This window comes from Streptomyces sp. NPDC057302, assembly GCF_042667685.1.
Taxonomy (GTDB): Bacteria; Actinomycetota; Actinomycetes; order Streptomycetales; family Streptomycetaceae; genus Streptomyces.
This window is the reverse complement of the sequence record NZ_JBHUZJ010000009.1, coordinates 1-17719: the sequence shown is the minus strand read 5'-3', so window position 1 is coordinate 17719 and position 17719 is coordinate 1. Positions and strand designations below refer to the sequence as shown.

Below are 17719 nucleotides of genomic sequence, written 5' to 3'. Positions count from 1 at the left end.
CAAGAGGAGCTCGGGTGAAACAGGTCGTACAGAACTACAAGAGCGGCGAGTTGGCGCTGCTCGACGTGCCGGTGCCGGGGTGCAAGCCGGACGGCGTGCTGGTGCGCAGCGCTTTTTCGCTGATCTCCACCGGGACCGAGCTCATGAAGGTGTCCGAGGCCGGCATGTCGATGGTGGGCAAGGCCCGCTCCCGGCCGGACCAGGTGGCCAAGGTCATGCAGAGCGTGGCCACCAACGGAGTACCCGCCACCTACCGCAAGGTGATGGGCAAGCTGGACTCCTACACGCCGCTCGGCTACTCGCTGTGCGGGGTGGTCGAGCAGGTCGGCGCCGGGATCGACGACGTGAAGGTCGGCGACCTGGTGGCCTGCGCGGGCAACGAGCACGCGCTGCACGCCGAGCTGAACTGGGTGCCGAAGAACCTCTACGCCCCGGTGCCGCAGGACCTCGCGCCCCGGCACGCGGCCTTCGGCACCGTCGGGTCGATCGCCATGCAGGGCGTCCGCCGCGGCGAGCCACAGCTCGGCGAGGTGGCGCTGGTCATCGGCCTCGGGCTGATCGGGCAGCTGGTGGTGCAGCTCCTGACCGCCTCGGGAGTCCGCGTCGTCGGGGTCGACCCCGACCCGGCGCGCTGCGAGCTCGCCGAGCGTCTGGGCGCCGCGGCCTGCGGTGATCCCGCTTCGGCGGCCGTGGAGGCCGCCGTCGCCGAACTCACCGGCGGGCACGGCGTGGACCAGGTGTATCTGGCCGCGGGCGGCGACAGCAATCAGCCCGTCGAGCTGGCCGCCCGGCTGAGCAGGGACCGCGGCCGGGTCGTCGACATCGGCAAGTGCAGCCTGGATCTGCCGTGGAACGCGTACTACGAGAAGGAGCTGGACGTCCGGTTCTCCCGCTCGTACGGCCCCGGTCGCTACGACCCGTCGTACGAACTCGAGGGCCGGGACTACCCGATCGGCTATGTGCGCTGGACCGAGCGCCGCAACCTGGCGTGCTTCCTCGATCTCGTCGCCCGTCGCCGCGTCGACGTGGAGCCGCTGATCTCCCACATAGCCGACTTCGATGACGCCGTCGAGACGTACCAGAGCCTGAAGGACGGCGAACTGAAGGCCGTGGCCGTCCTGTTCCGCTACCCGGAGCAGGCGGCCGAGACGGAGACGTCGGCGAAGGCCCCGGAGCTGACCGTGCCCGCCGTGCGTCGCAACGGTGGGGCGGTCGCCTCGGCCCGGTCCCCCAAGACGCCGGTGCGCCTCGCGTTCGTCGGCGCGGGGAACTACGCGACGTCGATGCTGCTGCCACACCTGGCACAGCGCGACGGCGTCGAGTTGTCCACGGTCGTCACCACGACGGCGCTCTCCGCGGCCAACGCGAAGCGGAAGTTCGGCTTCACCGAGGCCACCACCGACCTCGACGCCGTGCTCGGCGACAAGTCCATCGACGCGGTGTTCGTGGTCACCCGGCACAGCTCGCACGCCGACCTGACCCGAAGAGCGCTGCTCGCCGGCAAGGCCGTGTTCGTGGAGAAGCCCCTGGCCCTCACCGAGGACGAGCTGGCCGGCGTGCTCACCACGGTGGAGGAGTCGGGCAACGACCGGCTGCAGGTGGGCTTCAACCGCCGGTTCGCACCGCTGCTCCAGGAGGCCAAGAAGCGGCTCGGCACACGGACCGGTCCGGCGAACCTCCGCTACCTGGTCAACGCGGGCCGCCTCCAGCACGGCAGTTGGTACCTCCAGCAGGACACCCAGGGGTCGCGGTTCGCCGGTGAGGGCGGGCACTTCATCGACACGGCGAGCTGGCTGCTCGGGGCCGACCCGGTCTCGGTGTACGCGATCGCCGCGTCCGGCAACGAGGACCTCCAGGTCGTGCTGCGCTACCCGGACGGGTCCACCGCCACCATCAGCTATGTCACCTCGGGACCGGCCGGCTTCCCCAAGGAGACGCTGGACCTGGTCACGGACGGCCACGCGCTGCGGCTCGACGACTTCGTGCGCGCCTCGGTGTACGGCCGCAAGCGGTGGATCAGTTCGCGGCTGCCGAAGGCCCGGGACAAGGGGCAGAACGCCGAGCTGGCCGCGTTCGTCAGGGCCGTGCGGACCGGCGGGCCGATGCCGGTTCCCCTGGAGTCGCTGGTCGCCACGACGGCGGCCACCCTGGCCGTGCAGGCCAGCCTGGTCGGCGGCGCGCCGGTGACGTTGGCGGAGGCGCGATGACCATGAGCGCGGCCTGGTACCTGCGGCGGTTGTCCCGGATGGGACCGCGGGAGGTCGGCGGCCGGGTGGGCGACGCGGTGCGCAGGCGCCGGTGGCGGTCGTCCGCGCCGCCCGACTGCCCGAGCGTCAGCGGCGCCCGGTTCACCGCGGTCCTGCCCGCCGGGGCGATCGCCGCGGTGGCGCCGGACGCGGCGAAGCGTCTGGTCGCCGACGCGGACCGGCTGATGGACGGGCACGCCGAGTACTTCGGGGTGGCCCGCGACGACCTGGCCGACCCGGACTGGTGGTACGACCCGAAGACCGGGCGCCGGGCTCCGTCGGGCTACGCGTTCGACGTGCCCTACCGCGACGAGGAGGCGGTAGGGGACATCAAGCAGATCTGGGAGCTCTCCCGCCACCAGTACCTCACCGTGCTCGCCGCCGCCTACGCGGTCAGCGGGGACGAGCGGTACGCCGAGCGGGTGGCCGCGCACCTGCGCTCGTGGTGGGCGGCCAACCCGCCGCTGCGCGCGGTGCACTGGACCAGCGGCATCGAGCTGGGGATCCGGCTGCTGTCCTGGGTGTGGATCCGCCGGCTGCTCGACGGCTGGCCTGGCGCGACCGCCCTGTTCGAGGACAACCCGGTGGCGCGTCAGCAGATCTGGCACCACCAGCGCTGGCTCGCCGCCTTCCCCAGCCGGGGGTCATCGGCGAACAACCACATCATCGCCGAGGCCGCCGGGCAGTTCGCCGCGGCCTGCGCGTTCGGCTGGTTCCCCTCATCGGAGCGCTGGCGCGACGCGGCGCTGCGGTCGCTGGAACGGCACCTGAAGAGCAACACCTTCGGCTCCGGGCTCAACCGCGAGCTGGCCACCGAGTACCACGGACTCGTCCTTGAGCTCGGCCTGGCCGCGGTGGCCGAGGCCGATGCCGCGGGCGTACCGGTCCCCTCGACCGTCCGCCTCGTGCTGCTGCGGATGACCGACGCCCTCGCGGCCGTGGTGGACAACCGGCTCCGTCCGCCGCGCCAGGGGGACGCCGACGACGGGCACGGCCTGGTCGTGGACGGCGCGGGCACCGACCGCTGGGGCTCGCTCCTGAGCACCGGGGACGCCGTGTTCGGGCGCCTCGCCTGGTGGCCGGAGGTGACCGGCACCGATGTGCGCACCCCGCTCCTCGCCGCGCTCCTCCAGCCGTACGCGAAGGGTGGCAAGGCACCGGCCGTGACCCGCCCGGCGAGCAGGCCGGCCCACTTCGCCGACGCGGGGATGACCATCCTGCGCGGTCCGGGGGAGATCTGGTGCCGCTGCGACGGTGGCCCGCACGGCTTCCTGTCCATCGCCGCGCATGCCCACGCGGACGCGCTGTCCGTGGAGGTCCGCCACGACGGGGTCGACGTGCTCGCCGACCCGGGGACGTTCTGCTACCACGGGCAGCCCGAGTGGCGGCAGTACTTCCGCTCGACCCTCGGCCACAACACCCTGCAACTGGACGGCGTCGACCAGTCGGTGTCCGGCGGCCCGTTCCTGTGGACCCGCCAGGCGCACACCCGCGTCCTGGCCGCGGGCACGTCCGACGCCTCCGCAGGGGGGACGGCCCGCTGGCGCGCCGAGCACGACGGCTACCGGCGCGATGACGGCGGGGTGCACCGCCGTGTGGTGGAACTGGCCGCCGAGAGCCGTGAGTTGCGCGTGACGGACGAGGTGCGCGGGCCGCGCCGGGCCGCGCGGCTCGCGTTCCACCTCGGTCCCGCGATCACCGCGGACCTGGCCGGCAACCGGGCCGAGCTCACCTGGACCCGGGACGGCGAGGACCGCTCGGCGGTGCTCGACCTGCCCGGGCAGCTGAACTGGCGGGCGCACCGCGGCGAGAGCGATCCGCCGCTCGGCTGGTACTCCCCCGGCTTCGGGCGCAAGGAACCCAGCACCACGCTGATCGGCACCGGATTCGCCGACGGCGCGCAGGGGTTCACCACCGTGCTCAGGTTTCGCGGCTAGGGGGACGTGCGGATGAAGTGGCGAAACTGGGTGATACCGGCGGCGGCGCTGGCCCTCCTGGCGACCGGCTGCGAGAGCACGCCGGGCGCCGAGGCGGAGCCGACCGTCTCGCCGTCCACCTCCGGGGCCCGGTCCGTGGCCCGGGTGTGCGCCGACCCCGCGGCCGGTCCCACTAAGGCGCCCAAGGGCGCGGTGACGGTCGACCCCGCGAAGGTCGGCGACCTGGCCGCGAAGACCAAGAGCAACCCGCCGAAAACCACGTTCTGGCTTCGGCCGGGCAAGCACAGGCTCGATCCGGACCGCTACGCCCAGATCATCCCCAAGAAGGGGAACCGCTATCTCGGCGCGCCGGGCGCGGTCCTCGACGGCCGGAAGACCAACCGGTACGCGTTCGGCGGTACGGCCGACGACGTCACCATCCGCTACCTGACCGTGCAGCGTTTCGTGGCGCCGCCGGACGAAGGCGTGGTCAACCACGACTCGGCCGACGGCTGGGTGATCGAGCACGCGACGATCCAGAAGAACTCCGGCGCGGGCCTGATGGCCGGTGCCCGCCAGCGGGTCCGCGCGAGCTGCCTGCGCGACAACGGCCAGTACGGCATGAACGCGTACAAGGCCCACGGCCGGATCAGCGGCCTGGTGGTCGAGGGCAACGAGATCGTGGGCAACAACACCGGCGACTGGGAGCGGCGGCGCAAGGGCTGCGGCTGCACCGGAGGCATCAAGTTCTGGGCCGTCAACGGCGCCGACGTGCGCGGCAACTGGGTGCACGACAACCGCGGGACCGGGTTGTGGGCGGACACCAACAACAACGACTTCCGCATCGAGGGCAACGTCCTCGAAGCCAATGACGGCGCCGCGCTGATCTACGAGACCAGCTACAACGCGGTCGTCCGGAAGAACACCGTCCGGCGGAACAACTGGGTCGAGGGCCGCAGGTACGCCGACCGGGGCGACAACTTCCCGTTCGGCACCATCTACTTGTCCGAGTCCGGGGGCGAACCACGGGTCCGGGCCCGCACGGACAAGATCGAGGTCTACCAGAACCTGCTGGAGAACAACTGGTCGGGGATCACCCTGTGGGAGAACGCCGACCGGTTCTGCAACAGCCCGGCCAACACCTCGTCCGGTGACTGCACGCTGCTGGTGAAGAAGACCGACCGCTGCGCGCGGCCCGCGATCAAGAAGGCGCCGCTCTACTCCGACTGCCGGTGGAAGACCCAGCGGGTGGACATCCACACCAACCGCTTCGTGCTGGACAAGTCCGTCGTCAAGTGCACGGCGAAGTGCGACCGGATGGCGCTGCTCGCCAACTACGGCACCTATCCGGACTGGTCGCCGTACATGGGCGAGCGGGTGGCCGAGGCGATCACCCGCAAGCAGCACAACCGCTGGCACGACAACGTCTACGTCGGGCAGTGGAAGTTCGTCGCCCACGACCCGAGCAAGGTCCTCGACTTCGGGCAGTGGCAGAGCACGCCCTACGAGCAGGACAAGGGCAGCACCTCCCGCCCACGGGCCGGTGATTGAGATGAGCCAGGACCTGACGCGCGGTGGCACGCCGAAGACCGTCGGCGTGATCTGGGGGCTGCTGATCCTCAACACGCTCGGCTCCGCCGGGGCGGTGACCATCGTTCCGCTGCCCCGCTCCCTCATCCAGATGATCACCATGGGCGCGCTGGTCGCCGCGTTCGCGCTGGCGCTCGCGGTCAATCTCCGGCTGCGCATCCGGCCCAACGCCTTCGTGCTCCTGCTCACCCTCCTGATCGTGCCGAGCGTGATCTCCAGCGTGCACCTGGAGTCGGGGCTCGGCGCGCTGTTCCGGTGCTCGCGCCTCGCTCTCTTCGTCGGCACGCTGTGGCTGCTCAGCCGCTGGTGGGACGGCGGCATGACGTTCGTCCGGCACCACATCCGGATGTACTTCGCGGTGCTCGGGTCGGTGGCCGCCGGCCTGGTCATCTCGCCGGGCACGGCCCTGCCCGAGCTCTACGGCGGGCGGCTCGTCGGCGCGTTGTGGCCGCTCACCCCGCCGCAGATCGGGCAGTACGCCGCGGTGATCATCGGGCTCACCGTGCTGCTCGTCCTCGGCCGCCGGACGGACAAGGCGAGCGCGGTGGCGGTCATCGTGCCCTCGCTCATCCTGCTCGCGCTGACCCATACCCGTACGGCCACGCTCGGCCTGTTCATCGGGCTGACGCTGGCGGTCGGCTCGCTCCTGCTGACGAGCGCCGCCGCCCGCAGGTTCTTCACCTGGGCGGTGGTGATCGCCGTGGTGGCCGGGGTGGGGTTCGCCTCCGCGCTGCAGGTGTGGTTCCTGCGCGGACAGAGCCAGGAGGGTCTGTCCAGCCTCACCGGCCGGGCCAAGGTCTGGGACGCCCTGCTCGCGGCCCCCCGGACGACCTCGGAGCAGCTGTTCGGCATGGGCCTGGGCGACAAGTCGTTCGGCGGCCTGCCGATCGACAACAGCTGGCTGGCCGTCTACCACGAGCAGGGCTGGATCGGCATCGCCCTGGTGGCGGCGGTCTTCGTCGTGCTCGGCGGCGTCGCGCTGCTGCGTCCGCCGTCCCTCGCGAGGGCCTGCGCGATCTTCCTGATCAGCTACTGCGCGATCGCCTCGTACACCGAGGCGGGCCTCGGCGACGCATCCCCGTATCTGCTGCATCTGGCCGTGGCCGCCACGCTGCTGGCGGCGCCCGCGGCCACCGCGCCCCTCCCGGCGCCCGCAGTCCCCCGACGACGTATCCCGCGATGGGCCCGAGACCGGGAGATGACCTGACCATGCACATACTCGTGGTGCACAACCGCTACAACTCCGCGCAGCCGAGCGGGGAGAACAAGGTCGTCGACCAGGAGACCGAGCTGCTGCGCGCGGCCGGCCACCGGGTCGAGGTCTTCGAGCGGCGCAGCGACGACATCGGCGCCCGGTCCCTCGTCGGCAAGGCGGCGCTGCCGCTCCTCGTGCCGTGGAACCCGGCGGTCCGCTCGGAGCTCGCCACCCGGCTCATCACCTCGCGCCCCGACGTGGTGCACATCCACAACGTCTTCCCGCTCCTGTCGCCCTCAGTGATCGCCGCCTGCGCCGACGCCGGTGTGCCCGCCGTCGCCACGCTGCACAACTACACCCAGGTCTGCCCGCCCGGCACGCTCCAGCGCGACGGCCTGCCGTGCACCGAGTGCGTCGGCTCGACGCCACTGCCCGCCGTCCGGCACGGCTGCTACCGAAACTCCCGTCTCGCGACGGTGCCGCTCGCGGTCAGCCTGTCGGTCAACCGGCGGCGGTGGTGGTCCGGCGTGGAGCGGTTCTTCTGCATCTCCGCGGCGCAGCGCGACGTCCTGGTGCGGGCCGGCATGCCGGCCGAGCGTCTCGCGGTGAAGCACAACTTCGTGCCCGAACCGGACGCCCGCCGATCGGGCGCCGGCGAGCATCTGCTCTATCTCGGCCGCCTTGCCGAGGCCAAGGGCGTACGGCTGCTCATGGCCGCGTGGGACGAACTCGCCGCGGACGGCGGTGTGGGCGTACCGCTCGTCATCGCCGGCGCGGGGCCGCTGGAGCAAGAGGTGACCGCCTGGGCGGCGGGCCGGGACGACGTGCGCTACGTCGGTCTGTACGACACGGCCCAGTGCCGGCAGGCGATCGCGCGATCGGTGGCCGTGGTGGCTCCCTCGACGTGGCTGGAGGCGTTCGGCCTGGTGGTCGTGGAGGCGATGGCGGCGGGGGTCCCGGCCGTCGCCGCCGGTCATGGCGCCTTCGTCGAGCTCGTCGAAGACGAGGTGACCGGGCTGCTGCACCGGCCGGGCGAGGCCGCGTCGCTCGCGTCCCGCATACGCCGGATCGCGACCGACCCGGCCCTGGGCGGGGAGATGGGCCAGGCGGCCCGACGCCGGTACGAGCAGGGGTTCAGCCCCGCCGTCGGCTTGGAGCGCCTGGTGGAGGGGTACCGCACCGCGATCGCGGGTCGGTCGACACTGGCTCGCGACGGGGACACCCGCGCGGGCAGGGATGGGGGCAGTAGATGACACGATGCCGACTGTGCGGCTCGGCGGCGATGGGGAGCGTCGTCGACCTGGGGGCGACCCCGCCGTGCGAGAGCTTTCTCGCCGAGGACCAACTGGACAGGCCCGAGCCCGCGTACCCGCTGCACCTGCGGGTCTGCACCGACTGCTGGCTGGCGCAGATACCTCCGCTGATCACGCCGGAGGAGACGTTCAGCGAGTACGCGTACTTCTCCTCCTTCTCCACCTCCTGGGTGGAGCACGCGCGCACGTTCGTCGCCGACGCGGCGGAGCGGGTGGGCCTGGGTCCCGACGCCTTCGTGGTCGAGGTCGCGAGCAACGACGGGTACCTGCTCAAGCACGTGGTGGACCGGGGGATCCGCTGCCTGGGCGTCGAGCCTTCGGTGAACGTCGGCGCGGCGGCACGGGAAGCGGGTGTGCCCACGGTCACCGAGTTCCTGAGCCCGGAGACCGGCGCGGCCGTCCGCGCCGAGCACGGCCCGGCGGACCTGGTCGTGGCCAACAACGTGTACGCGCACATCCCCGACGTGGTCGGGTTCACCCAGGGTCTGCGCGCCCTGGTCGCCGACGACGGCTGGGTCTCCATCGAGGTGCAGCACCTGCTGACCCTGATCGAGGAGAACCAGTACGACACGATCTACCACGAGCACTTCCAGTACTACACGGTCGCTTCCGCGATCCGGGCCCTGGCGAGCGGCGGACTCGCGCTCGTGGACGTCGAGCTGCTGCCCACGCACGGCGGCTCCATCCGGCTGTGGGCCCGGCCGACGGAGGCGGCGGGCGAGCCGTCCCGGCGGGTGGCCGAGGTCCTCGACCGGGAGAAGGCCGCGGGGCTCCAGGAGCTGTCCGGGTACGCCGAGTTCTCCGCTCGGGTGGCCAAGGTGCGCCGGGACCTCCTGAAGTTCCTCATCGAGGCCGCCGAGCGCGGTGAGACGGTCGTCGGCTACGGCGCTCCCGGCAAGGGCAACACCCTGCTCAACCACTGCGGCATCCGGCCCGACCTGCTCGCGTACACGGTCGACCGCAACCCCTACAAGCACGGCAGGTTCACCCCGGGCACCCGCATCCCGATCCTGCCGCCCGAGCAGATAGCCGCCGACCGGCCGGACTACGTGCTCGTCCTCCCGTGGAACCTGCGGGAGGAACTGGTCGAGCAGCTGTCCTTCGTGCACGACTGGGGCGGCCGTCTCGTCTTCCCGATCCCGGAACTGAGCATTGTCGAGGTCAAGTCATGAAGGTCGTACTGTTCTGCGGCGGTTACGGGATGCGGATGCGCAGCGGCGCCGCCGACGACGTGCCCAAGCCGATGGCGATGGTCGGCCCGCGGCCACTGATCTGGCATGTCATGCGCTACTACGCGCACTTCGGGCACACGGAGTTCATCCTGTGCCTGGGCTACGGCGCCCACCACATCAAGAACTTCTTCCTCAACTACGAGGAGACGACGTCCAACGACTTCGTCCTGCGGGGCGGGCGGACCGAGTTGCTGTCCACCGACATATCGGACTGGACGATCACGTTCGCGCAGACCGGCATCGAGTCGCCGATCGGGGAGCGCCTTCGCCGGGTGCGCCACCACCTGGACGGCGACGAGATGTTCCTCGCCAACTACGCCGACGTGCTCACCGACGCGCCGCTGCCGGAGATGATCGACCGGTTCACCCTGCGTGACGCCGGTGCGTCGATGATGGTGGTGCCGCCGCAGTCCTCGTTCCACTGCGTGGAGCTCGGCGAGGACGGTCTCGTGGGGGGCATCACCCCGGTGAGCGAACTGCCGATGTGGGAGAACGGCGGGTACTTCGTGCTCCGCCAGGAAGTCTTCGACCACATACCGGAGAACGGCGACCTGGTCGCCGACGGCTGCGCCCAACTGGCCAAGCAGAGCCGCCTGGTGGCGCACCAGCACCGCGGTTTCTGGAAGCCGACCGACACCGTGAAGGAACGGGCCGCTCTCGACGAGGCCTACGCCCGGGGCGATCGCCCGTGGGCCGTGTGGGAGCGGGACAGCGCCGGGGTGGGCGCGTGATCCGGCTCGGTGCCGGTCCTGTGGGCCGGGTCGTGGCGGTGGGCGCGCACTGCGACGACATCGCCATCGGCGCGGGCGGCACGCTCCTCGCGATGTGCCTGGCGCGGCCGGGTCTGCGCGTGGACGCCCTGGTGCTCTCCGGCGGCGGCAGCGAGCGCGAGCAGGAGGAGCGGGCCGCGCTCGCCGCCTTCTGCCCGGGGGCCGACCTGCGCCTTACGGTGCTCAAGCTGCCGGACGGCCGGATGCCCGTGCACTGGGAGGAGGCCAAGGCCGCGGTCGAGGAACTGCGCGGGGAGACCGATCCGGAGCTGATCCTGGCCCCGCGCACCGATGACGCGCACCAGGACCACCGCGGCCTGGCGCAGCTGATCCCCACCGCCTTCCGCGACCATCTCGTACTCGGCTACGAGATCGTCAAGTGGGACGGCGATCTCGGCCGTCCGGCGGCCTACCAGCCGCTGACGCCGGAGATCGCCGAACAGAAGGTGCGGCTGCTGCAAGAGCACTACCCCTCGCAGCGGCACCGGCCCTGGTACGACCGGGAGGCCTTCCTCGGCCTCGCACGGATCCGGGGCATCGAATGCCACGCGCGCTACGCCGAGGCGTTCGCCGTCACCAAACTCACTCTCGATCTGGGGGAATGAACCTTGCGCGTACTGCTTACCGGACACCAGGGCTATCTGGGCACCGTGATGGTCCCTGTCCTCAAGGCCGCCGGGCACGAGGTCGTCGGTCTCGACGCCGGCCTGTTCGCGGACAGCGTCCTTGGCCCGCGGCCCGCGGACCCGCCGGGGCACCAGGTGGACCTGCGCGACGTCACGGCCGAGCACGTGAGCGGGGTGGAGGCCGTGATCCACCTGGCCGCACTCTCGAACGACCCGCTGGGATCGCTCGCGCCGGACCTGACCTACGACATCAACCACCACGCCTCCGTACGGCTCGCCCGGCTGGCCCGTGAGGCGGGGGTGCGGCGCTTCCTGTACGCGTCAACCTGCTCCGTCTACGGCGCCGCGGGCGGTGACGACCTGGTGACCGAGGACGCCCCGCTGCGCCCGGTGACGCCGTACGCGGAGTCCAAGGTGCGGGTGGAGGACGAGCTGCACGCGCTGGCCGACGGGGACTTCAGCCCGGTGTTCATGCGCAACGCCACCGCGTTCGGCTACTCGCCCCGGCTGCGCGCCGACATCGTGCTCAACAACCTGGTGGGCCACGCGCTCCTGTCCGGCGAGGTATTGGTGCTCTCCGACGGCACCCCGTGGCGCCCGCTGGTGCACGCCCTCGACATCGCGCGGGCTTTCACGGTCGCGCTGACCGCGCCTCAAGAGGCCGTGCACGACCGGGCATTCAACATCGGCAGCGAGACGAACAACGTCACGGTCGCCGAGATCGCCGAGCAGGTCGCCGAGGCGGTGTCCGGCTCGAAGGTGGTCATCACCGGCGAGACCGGCGCCGATCCGCGCTCCTACCGCGTGGACTTCTCCCGGTTCCGCGCCGCGATCCCCGGCTTCGAATGCGAGTGGACGGTGAAGCAGGGCGCACTCGAACTCGCCGACGCCTACCGCACGTTCGGGCTGACCCGGGAGGACTTCGAGCGGCGCTTCACCCGCCTCGCCGTGCTGCGCGCGGCGTCCGAGGCCGGCGCCGTCGACGAAACCCTGCGGTGGCGCCGATGACCTCGGCCGGGGAGGAGATGCACGCGCTGGTGGAGCGGCTGTACCCGCTGTGCCGCAGCATCACCGGCGACGGCGTGCGCGCCACCCTGGAGATCGTCGGCGAGTACATTCCGCTGCAGGTGCACGAGGTGCCGACCGGGACGCAGGTGCTCGACTGGACGGTGCCGCAGGAGTGGAACATCCGGGACGCGTACGTGGCCGACAGCGCGGGCAACCGCGTCGTCGACTTCGCCGCCTCCAGCCTGCACGTGCTCGGCTACAGCGTGCCGGTGTCGGCGACCATGCCGCTGGCCGAGCTGCGCGCACACCTGCACACGCTGCCGGACCAGCCGAGTTGGGTGCCCTACCGCACCAGTTACTACAAGCCGGAGTGGGGTTTCTGCCTGGCCCAGGAGACCTTGGACGCGCTGCCGGACGGCGAGTACGAGGTGCGCGTCGACTCCACGCTCGCCGACGGCCACCTCACGTACGCCGAGCACGTGGTCCCGGGGCAGGTGTCCGACGAGGTGATCGTCTCCTGCCACGTCTGCCACCCCTCGCTCGCCAACGACAACCTGGCGGGCATCGCGGTGGCGACGTACCTGGCCAGGGCGCTGGCCGAGCAGACGCCGTACTACACCTACCGGTTCATCTTCGCGCCGGGCACTGTCGGGGCGATCACCTGGCTGGCCCGCAACGCGGAGCGGATCGACCAGGTCAAGCACGGGCTCGTACTGGCCTGCGCCGGTGACCGGGGGCAGCTGACGTACAAACAGAGCAGGCGCGGCGACGCGGAGATCGACCGGGTGATGCAGCACGTCCTTGCCGCGTCCGAACGCCCGCACCACGTCACCGAGTTCACTCCGTACGGCTACGACGAGCGGCAGTACTGCTCCCCCGGGTTCAACCTCGGCGTGGGCTCGCTCAGCAGGACCCCGTACGCCGGATACCCCGAGTACCACACCTCGGCGGACAACCCGGACTTCGTCACCCCGGAGGCGATGACGGACACGCTCGCCGTCTGCCGGGAGGCGTTCGACGTCCTCGACCGCAACCGGAGTTACGTCAACCTCAGCCCCTACGGCGAACCACAGCTCGGCCGGCGCGGACTGTACGACGCGCTCGGCGGCCGCAGCGACACCAAGCAGGCCCAGATGGCCATGCTCTGGGTGCTCAGCCTCTCCGACGGCGAGCACAGTCTGCTGGACGTAGCCGGGCGGGCCGGGCTGCCGTTCGACGCCGTGGCCGCCGCGGCCGACGCCCTGCACGGCGCCGGGCTGATCAAGGCGTGACGCCGATGAGCGCCGAGAGTCAGAAGCGGACCGCCAGGCGGGCCATCGTCGGCCGGTTGTCCTGGGGGCTCGCCGACCAGGCGGCCTCCAGCATGACCAACTTCGCGGTGGGGATCTACGTGGCCCGCTCGCTGGGCGTGACCGCGTTCGGCGTGTTCAGCCTGGCCTGGCTGACCTACGGCGTGGTGCTCAACGTAGCCCGCGGCCTCGCCACCGACCCCCTCGTGGTGCGCTTCAGCGGCGTGCCGGAGGCGTCCTGGCGTACGGCGGCGGCTCGCGCTTCGGGCGCCGCGCTGGGCGTCGGCGCCGCCCTCGGCGCGGTGTGCCTGCTGGTCGGCCTCGCCCTCGGCGGCTCCGTGGGACCCGCGTTCGCCTGCCTCGGCCTCGCGCTGCCCGCGCTGCTCCTGCAAGACGCCTGGCGGTTCGCGTTCTTCGCCGCGGGCAACGGACAGAAGGCGTTCGCCAACGACCTGGTGTGGGGCGTCGCGCTCGTCCCCGCCATGGTCGTGGCGGCCCGCGTGGGCAGCGTGGGCGCCTTCGTGCTCGCCTGGGGCGCGTCCGCGGCGGTGGCCGCGGTGTTCGGCTGCTTCCAGTCCGGTATCCGGCCACGGGTGACCCGGGCGCGCGGGTGGCTCCGCGAGCAGCGCGATCTCGGATACCGGTACCTGGTGGAGAACGTCAGCCTCAGCGGCGCGAGCCAGCTGCGGGCGTACGGGCTCGGCGCGATCGTCGGGGTCGGCGCGGTGGGCGCGGTCCGTGGCGCGGAACTGCTGCTCGGCCCGTTCCTCGCCGTGCTGATGGGTCTCTCGCTGGTCACCGTGGCGGAGGCGGCGCGGGTGCTGCGGCAGGCCCCGCACCGGCTCGGCGCGTTCTGCCTCGTGCTGGGCGGCGGGCAGGCCGCCGCCGCGCTGCTCTGGGGCGCGGCGCTGCTGCTGATGCCGGACCGGGCCGGCGAGCTCGTGCTCGGCGACGTCTGGAGCTCCGCGTCCGAGCTCATCCTGCCCGCCGCGCTCGGCGTCGCGTGCGCGGGCATCGGCACCGGCGCGGCAGCCGGGCTTCGCGCGCTGGCCGCGGCCCGGCGCAGCCTGCGCTGCCAGCTGTTCGCCTCCGCCTGCTACGTCAGCGGCGGGCTCGGCGGGGCGGTCGTGGGCGGCACCGTCGGCTCGGCCTGGGGCGTCGCCGCCGCGACCGCCTGCGGCTCGGCCGTGTGGTGGCTGCAACTGCGGTCCGCCCTGCGCGAGCCCCACCAGAACACCATCCCCGAAGTGAGGACGACATGACCGCCCATCCCCGGCTGAGCATCGGCCTGCCCGTCTACAACGGCGAGGAGTATCTGGCCGAGGCGCTCGACGCCCTGCTCGGCCAGACCTACGAGGACTTCGAGCTGGTCATCTCCGACAACGCATCGGCCGACAAGACCCAGGACATCTGCCGCGAGTACGCCGCCCGTGACACGCGCATCCGGTACATCCGGCTGGCCAGGAACATCGGCGCCGCGCCGAACCACAACTACGTGTTCACCGAGTGCCGCGGCGAGCTGTTCAAGTGGGCGTCGCACGACGACCTGTACGCCCGGGACCTGCTGCTGCGCTGCGTGCAGGCGCTCGACGAGCGGCCGGACGTGATCCTCGCGCACAGCGGCCAGGCGGTCATCGACGGCGAGGGCAAGGTGAAGGTGCCGTACGCGTACGGGCTCGCCACCGACTCACCGCGCGCCCCCGAGCGTTTCCGCAGTCTGCTCTTCGAGCCCGGCGGCGACGACTTCTACGGGGTGATGCGGGCCGACGTGCTGCGCCGGGTGAAGCCGCACGACAGCTACCACCACGCGGACCGCACGTTCGTCGCCGAGATCACCCTGCACGGGCCCTTCCACCAGGTGCCGGAGCTGCTCTACTTCCGCCGCGACCACCCCACCCGCGCCGAGCGCGCGAACCCTTCCAAGCGCTCCCGGTGCGTCAACCTGGACCCGCGCCGGGCAGGCCCGCTGCACCCGACGCCCCGGCTGCTGGCCGAGTACGTCCTGGGCTTCGCCTCGGCGATCCAGCGGGCACCGCTGTCCGCGGCCGACCGGCGCGCGTGCCACCGCCACCTGCTCGCGTGGATGACCAGCCGGGTCCGGCCCGGCGCCGGCGAGCGGGTCGAGGACCGCGCCCCGGTCGACCCGGGCGGCCTCACCGTCTCCGTCGACGCGCTCGTCGCCGGGCGTGAGGGGCGACAGGCATGACGTCGGCGGATCAAACTCCTGTGCGTGTAGGGGTGTTCGGCCTGCTCGGCTCGGGCAACCTGGGCAACGACGGTTCGCTCGAAGCGGTGCTCGGGTACCTCGGTGCCGAGCATCCCGACGCGGTGGTGGACGCGCTGTGCGGCGGGCCCGAGGTCGTCGCGGCCCGGTACCGGATCCCCGCGACGCGGCTGCACTGGTACCGCGGGGAGTACCGGACGGCCTCGCGCGGGAGCACGATCGCGGCGAAGGGCACGGGCAAACTCGTCGACGTCTTCCGCACCGCCGCCTGGGTGCGGCGGCACGACGTGGTGATCGTGCCGGGCATGGGTGTCCTGGAGGCCACGCTGCCGCTGCGGCCGTGGGGCTTCCCGTACTCGCTGTTCCTGCTCTGCGCCTCCGGCAGGCTGTTCCGTACCCGGGTCGCCCTGGTCAGCGTCGGCGCCGCCGCGATCGGCAGCCGGCCGACGCGGGCCCTGGTGCGCTGGTCGGCGCGGCTCGCCACGTACCGCTCGTACCGGGACTCCCTGTCCCGCGACGCGATGCGGGCGATGGGCGTGGACACCGCGCGCGACGAGGTCTACCCGGACCTCGCCTTCTCCCTGCCGACGAGCGCGCCCGCGGGGCCTGTTCCGAGTCCGCAGGGCCCGGTCTGCGTCGGCGTCATGGCCTTCCACGGGGGCGACGACGACCGCGCCCATGCCGAGGAGATCCACCGGCGCTACCTCGAAGGGACGACCCGCTTCGTCCGCGCGCTGGTCGAGGACGGCAGGCCGGTCCGGCTGCTCACCGGCGATGATGTCGACCGGTCGGTGGTCGCGGCGATCCTCGACGCGGTGGACTCGCCGCTGGTCACCGCCTCCGAAGCGGCCTCGCTCGCCGACCTGATGAAGGAGATGGCGGCTGCCGAGACGGTCGTGGCGACCCGCTACCACAACCTCATCTGCGCCCTGAAGGTCGGTACGCCGACGCTGGCGCTCAGCTACGCGGCGAAGAGCGACGCGCTCATGGCTCAGATGGGTCTCGCCGCGTACTGCCACCCGGCCCGCGAGGTCGACGCGGACCGCCTGCTCGAACAGTTCCGGGAGCTGGAGCAGAAATCGGCGGAGGTCCGACAGACCCTCACCGAACGGAACGTGGCCGCGACTCGGCGCCTTGAGCACCAGTTCGCCGCTTTGACAGCGGCCTTGTTCCCGACGCCCGACCACACCGACACCGACACCGACACCGACACTCATGCCCACGCCTCGCGGGAGACCTCATGAAAGCGACCGAAGTCCCGGCGATCGTCGGCGCGTACCTCTTCGAACCGACGCCGTACGCCGACGAACGCGGCTTCTTCTGCCGCACCTTCGACGCCGACGTGGTCCGCTCGGTGGGCCTCGACCCGGACGCCTTCATCCAGGACAGCCTGTCCCGCTCGGTCCTGGGCGTGCTGCGCGGCCTGCACCTGCGCTCCGGCGCGGGCGAGGCCAAGCTGGTGCGGTGCTCGTACGGCAGGATCTTCGACGTCGTCGTGGACCTGCGGACGGACTCACCGACCTACCGCAACGTGGCCACCTTCGAGCTGTCCGGCGAGACGCAGGTGACCTTGTACATCCCGGCGGGGTGCGCGCACGGCTTCCAGGCGCTGACCGAGACCGCCGACACCTCGTACCGGATCGACCGCCCGCACGACCCGGCCGAGGACGTGACGATCGCCTACGACGACCCGGAGCTGGCCATCCCCTGGCCGCTGCCCGCCACATCGATGTCCCGGCGGGACCGCGAGGCCCCGAGCCTCGCCGAAGCCCTGAAGCAGAAAGAGAGCTGAAGTCAGCGTGGACACCGAAGAGTTCCTGCTGCCCCGGTCGCGGCTGGCGAACGAGCGGCTGCACGCCATGATCCCCGGGGGCGCGCACACCTACGCCAAGGGCGACGACCAGTACCCCGAGAACCTGGCCCCGGTCATCAGCCACGGCCTCGGTGCCCACGTGTGGGACGTCGACGGCAACCGCTACATCGAGTATGGGTCGGGCCTGCGGTCGGTCTCGCTCGGCCACGCCCATCCGCGCGTCCTGGAGGCCGTGCGGCAGGAGATCGACCGCGGCAGCAACTTCGTCCGGCCGTCCGTCGTGGAGGTCGAGGCCGCGGAGCGCTTCCTGGCCACCGTGCCGACCGCCGAGATGGTGAAGTTCGCGAAGAACGGCTCGGACGCCACCACCGCCGCGGTGCGCCTGGCCCGCGCCGCCACCGGACGCCCGCGGGTGGCCATCTGCGGCGACCATCCGTTCTTCTCCGTCGACGACTGGTTCATCGGCACCACCCCGATGTCCGCGGGCATCCCGGCGG

At 71.9% G+C, this 17719-nt stretch carries 15 protein-coding genes; all 15 read left to right on the top strand.

The window, feature by feature from the left end:
* Window positions 1-14 precede the first annotated feature (14 nt).
* Window positions 15-2207: a bi-domain-containing oxidoreductase gene (locus tag ACFUPX_RS09465; protein WP_383318658.1), complete on the top strand. Its 2193-nt coding sequence runs from the start codon at window positions 15-17 to the stop codon at window positions 2205-2207.
* Window positions 2204-4183: an alginate lyase family protein gene (locus ACFUPX_RS09460; protein ID WP_383318656.1), complete on the top strand. Its 1980-nt coding sequence runs from the start codon at window positions 2204-2206 to the stop codon at window positions 4181-4183. Before ACFUPX_RS09465 ends, ACFUPX_RS09460 begins: the two co-directional genes overlap by 4 nt.
* Before the next feature lie 12 nt (window positions 4184-4195).
* Complete coding sequence (locus ACFUPX_RS09455; protein WP_383318653.1) at window positions 4196-5713, top strand: right-handed parallel beta-helix repeat-containing protein; 1518 nt, start codon at window positions 4196-4198, stop codon at window positions 5711-5713.
* 1 nt (window position 5714) lies between these two features.
* The gene (locus ACFUPX_RS09450; RefSeq protein WP_383318650.1) at window positions 5715-6959 is read left to right on the top strand and encodes an O-antigen ligase domain-containing protein; all 1245 of its coding nucleotides are present in this window, start codon (window positions 5715-5717) and stop codon (window positions 6957-6959) included.
* Window positions 6960-6961: 2 nt separating this feature from the next.
* Window positions 6962-8200 (top strand): glycosyltransferase, encoded by a 1239-nt coding sequence (locus tag ACFUPX_RS09445; protein ID WP_383318647.1) that lies wholly within the window; start codon window positions 6962-6964, stop codon window positions 8198-8200.
* A complete protein-coding gene (locus tag ACFUPX_RS09440) occupies window positions 8197-9432 on the top strand; it encodes a class I SAM-dependent methyltransferase (RefSeq protein ID WP_383318644.1) in 1236 nt (411 codons plus the stop codon). Before ACFUPX_RS09445 ends, ACFUPX_RS09440 begins: the two co-directional genes overlap by 4 nt.
* The gene (locus tag ACFUPX_RS09435; RefSeq protein ID WP_383318641.1) at window positions 9429-10223 is read left to right on the top strand and encodes a glucose-1-phosphate cytidylyltransferase; all 795 of its coding nucleotides are present in this window, start codon (window positions 9429-9431) and stop codon (window positions 10221-10223) included. Before ACFUPX_RS09440 ends, ACFUPX_RS09435 begins: the two co-directional genes overlap by 4 nt.
* Entirely contained in the window at window positions 10220-10867 is a 648-nt protein-coding gene (locus tag ACFUPX_RS09430) for a PIG-L deacetylase family protein (RefSeq protein ID WP_383318638.1), read from the top strand. The genes ACFUPX_RS09435 and ACFUPX_RS09430 overlap by 4 nt, the downstream gene beginning before the upstream one ends.
* A gap of 3 nt (window positions 10868-10870) precedes the next feature.
* On the top strand, window positions 10871-11896 hold the full coding sequence (locus ACFUPX_RS09425; RefSeq protein ID WP_383318635.1) for an NAD-dependent epimerase/dehydratase family protein: 1026 nt from the start codon (window positions 10871-10873) through the stop codon (window positions 11894-11896).
* Window positions 11884-13167 carry a DUF4910 domain-containing protein gene (locus tag ACFUPX_RS09420; RefSeq protein ID WP_383318632.1) on the top strand — a complete coding sequence of 428 codons (1284 nt, stop codon included), beginning with the start codon at window positions 11884-11886 and terminating at the stop codon, window positions 13165-13167. Before ACFUPX_RS09425 ends, ACFUPX_RS09420 begins: the two co-directional genes overlap by 13 nt.
* 5 nt (window positions 13168-13172) lie before the next feature.
* Entirely contained in the window at window positions 13173-14447 is a 1275-nt protein-coding gene (locus ACFUPX_RS09415; protein ID WP_383318629.1) for a hypothetical protein, read from the top strand.
* Window positions 14444-15391 (top strand): glycosyltransferase family 2 protein, encoded by a 948-nt coding sequence (locus ACFUPX_RS09410; protein WP_383318626.1) that lies wholly within the window; start codon window positions 14444-14446, stop codon window positions 15389-15391. Before ACFUPX_RS09415 ends, ACFUPX_RS09410 begins: the two co-directional genes overlap by 4 nt.
* Window positions 15388-16653, top strand: coding sequence for a polysaccharide pyruvyl transferase family protein (locus ACFUPX_RS09405; RefSeq protein WP_383318623.1), 1266 nt, complete (start codon window positions 15388-15390; stop codon window positions 16651-16653). The genes ACFUPX_RS09410 and ACFUPX_RS09405 overlap by 4 nt, the downstream gene beginning before the upstream one ends.
* Complete coding sequence (gene rfbC, locus ACFUPX_RS09400) at window positions 16650-17201, top strand: dTDP-4-dehydrorhamnose 3,5-epimerase (RefSeq protein ID WP_383318620.1); 552 nt, start codon at window positions 16650-16652, stop codon at window positions 17199-17201. Before ACFUPX_RS09405 ends, rfbC begins: the two co-directional genes overlap by 4 nt.
* Window positions 17202-17208: 7 nt before the next feature.
* A partial coding sequence (locus ACFUPX_RS09395; protein WP_383318617.1) for an aminotransferase class III-fold pyridoxal phosphate-dependent enzyme occupies window positions 17209-17719 on the top strand: 511 nt, incomplete at its 3' end.

Bases quoted from the DNA above. Each gene is read 5' to 3' on its own strand.
- ACFUPX_RS09445 (WP_383318647.1), top strand. From the start codon at position 6,962: ATGCACATACTCGTGGTGCACAACCGCTACAACTCCGCGCAGCCGAGC.
- ACFUPX_RS09450 (WP_383318650.1), top strand. From the start codon at position 5,715: ATGAGCCAGGACCTGACGCGCGGTGGCACGCCGAAGACCGTCGGCGTG.
- ACFUPX_RS09435 (WP_383318641.1), top strand. From the start codon at position 9,429: ATGAAGGTCGTACTGTTCTGCGGCGGTTACGGGATGCGGATGCGCAGC.
- rfbC (WP_383318620.1), top strand. From the start codon at position 16,650: ATGAAAGCGACCGAAGTCCCGGCGATCGTCGGCGCGTACCTCTTCGAA.
- ACFUPX_RS09455 (WP_383318653.1), top strand. From the start codon at position 4,196: ATGAAGTGGCGAAACTGGGTGATACCGGCGGCGGCGCTGGCCCTCCTG.
- ACFUPX_RS09460 (WP_383318656.1), top strand. From the start codon at position 2,204: ATGACCATGAGCGCGGCCTGGTACCTGCGGCGGTTGTCCCGGATGGGA.
- ACFUPX_RS09440 (WP_383318644.1), top strand. From the start codon at position 8,197: ATGACACGATGCCGACTGTGCGGCTCGGCGGCGATGGGGAGCGTCGTC.
- ACFUPX_RS09405 (WP_383318623.1), top strand. From the start codon at position 15,388: ATGACGTCGGCGGATCAAACTCCTGTGCGTGTAGGGGTGTTCGGCCTG.
- ACFUPX_RS09410 (WP_383318626.1), top strand. From the start codon at position 14,444: ATGACCGCCCATCCCCGGCTGAGCATCGGCCTGCCCGTCTACAACGGC.
- ACFUPX_RS09415 (WP_383318629.1), top strand. From the start codon at position 13,173: ATGAGCGCCGAGAGTCAGAAGCGGACCGCCAGGCGGGCCATCGTCGGC.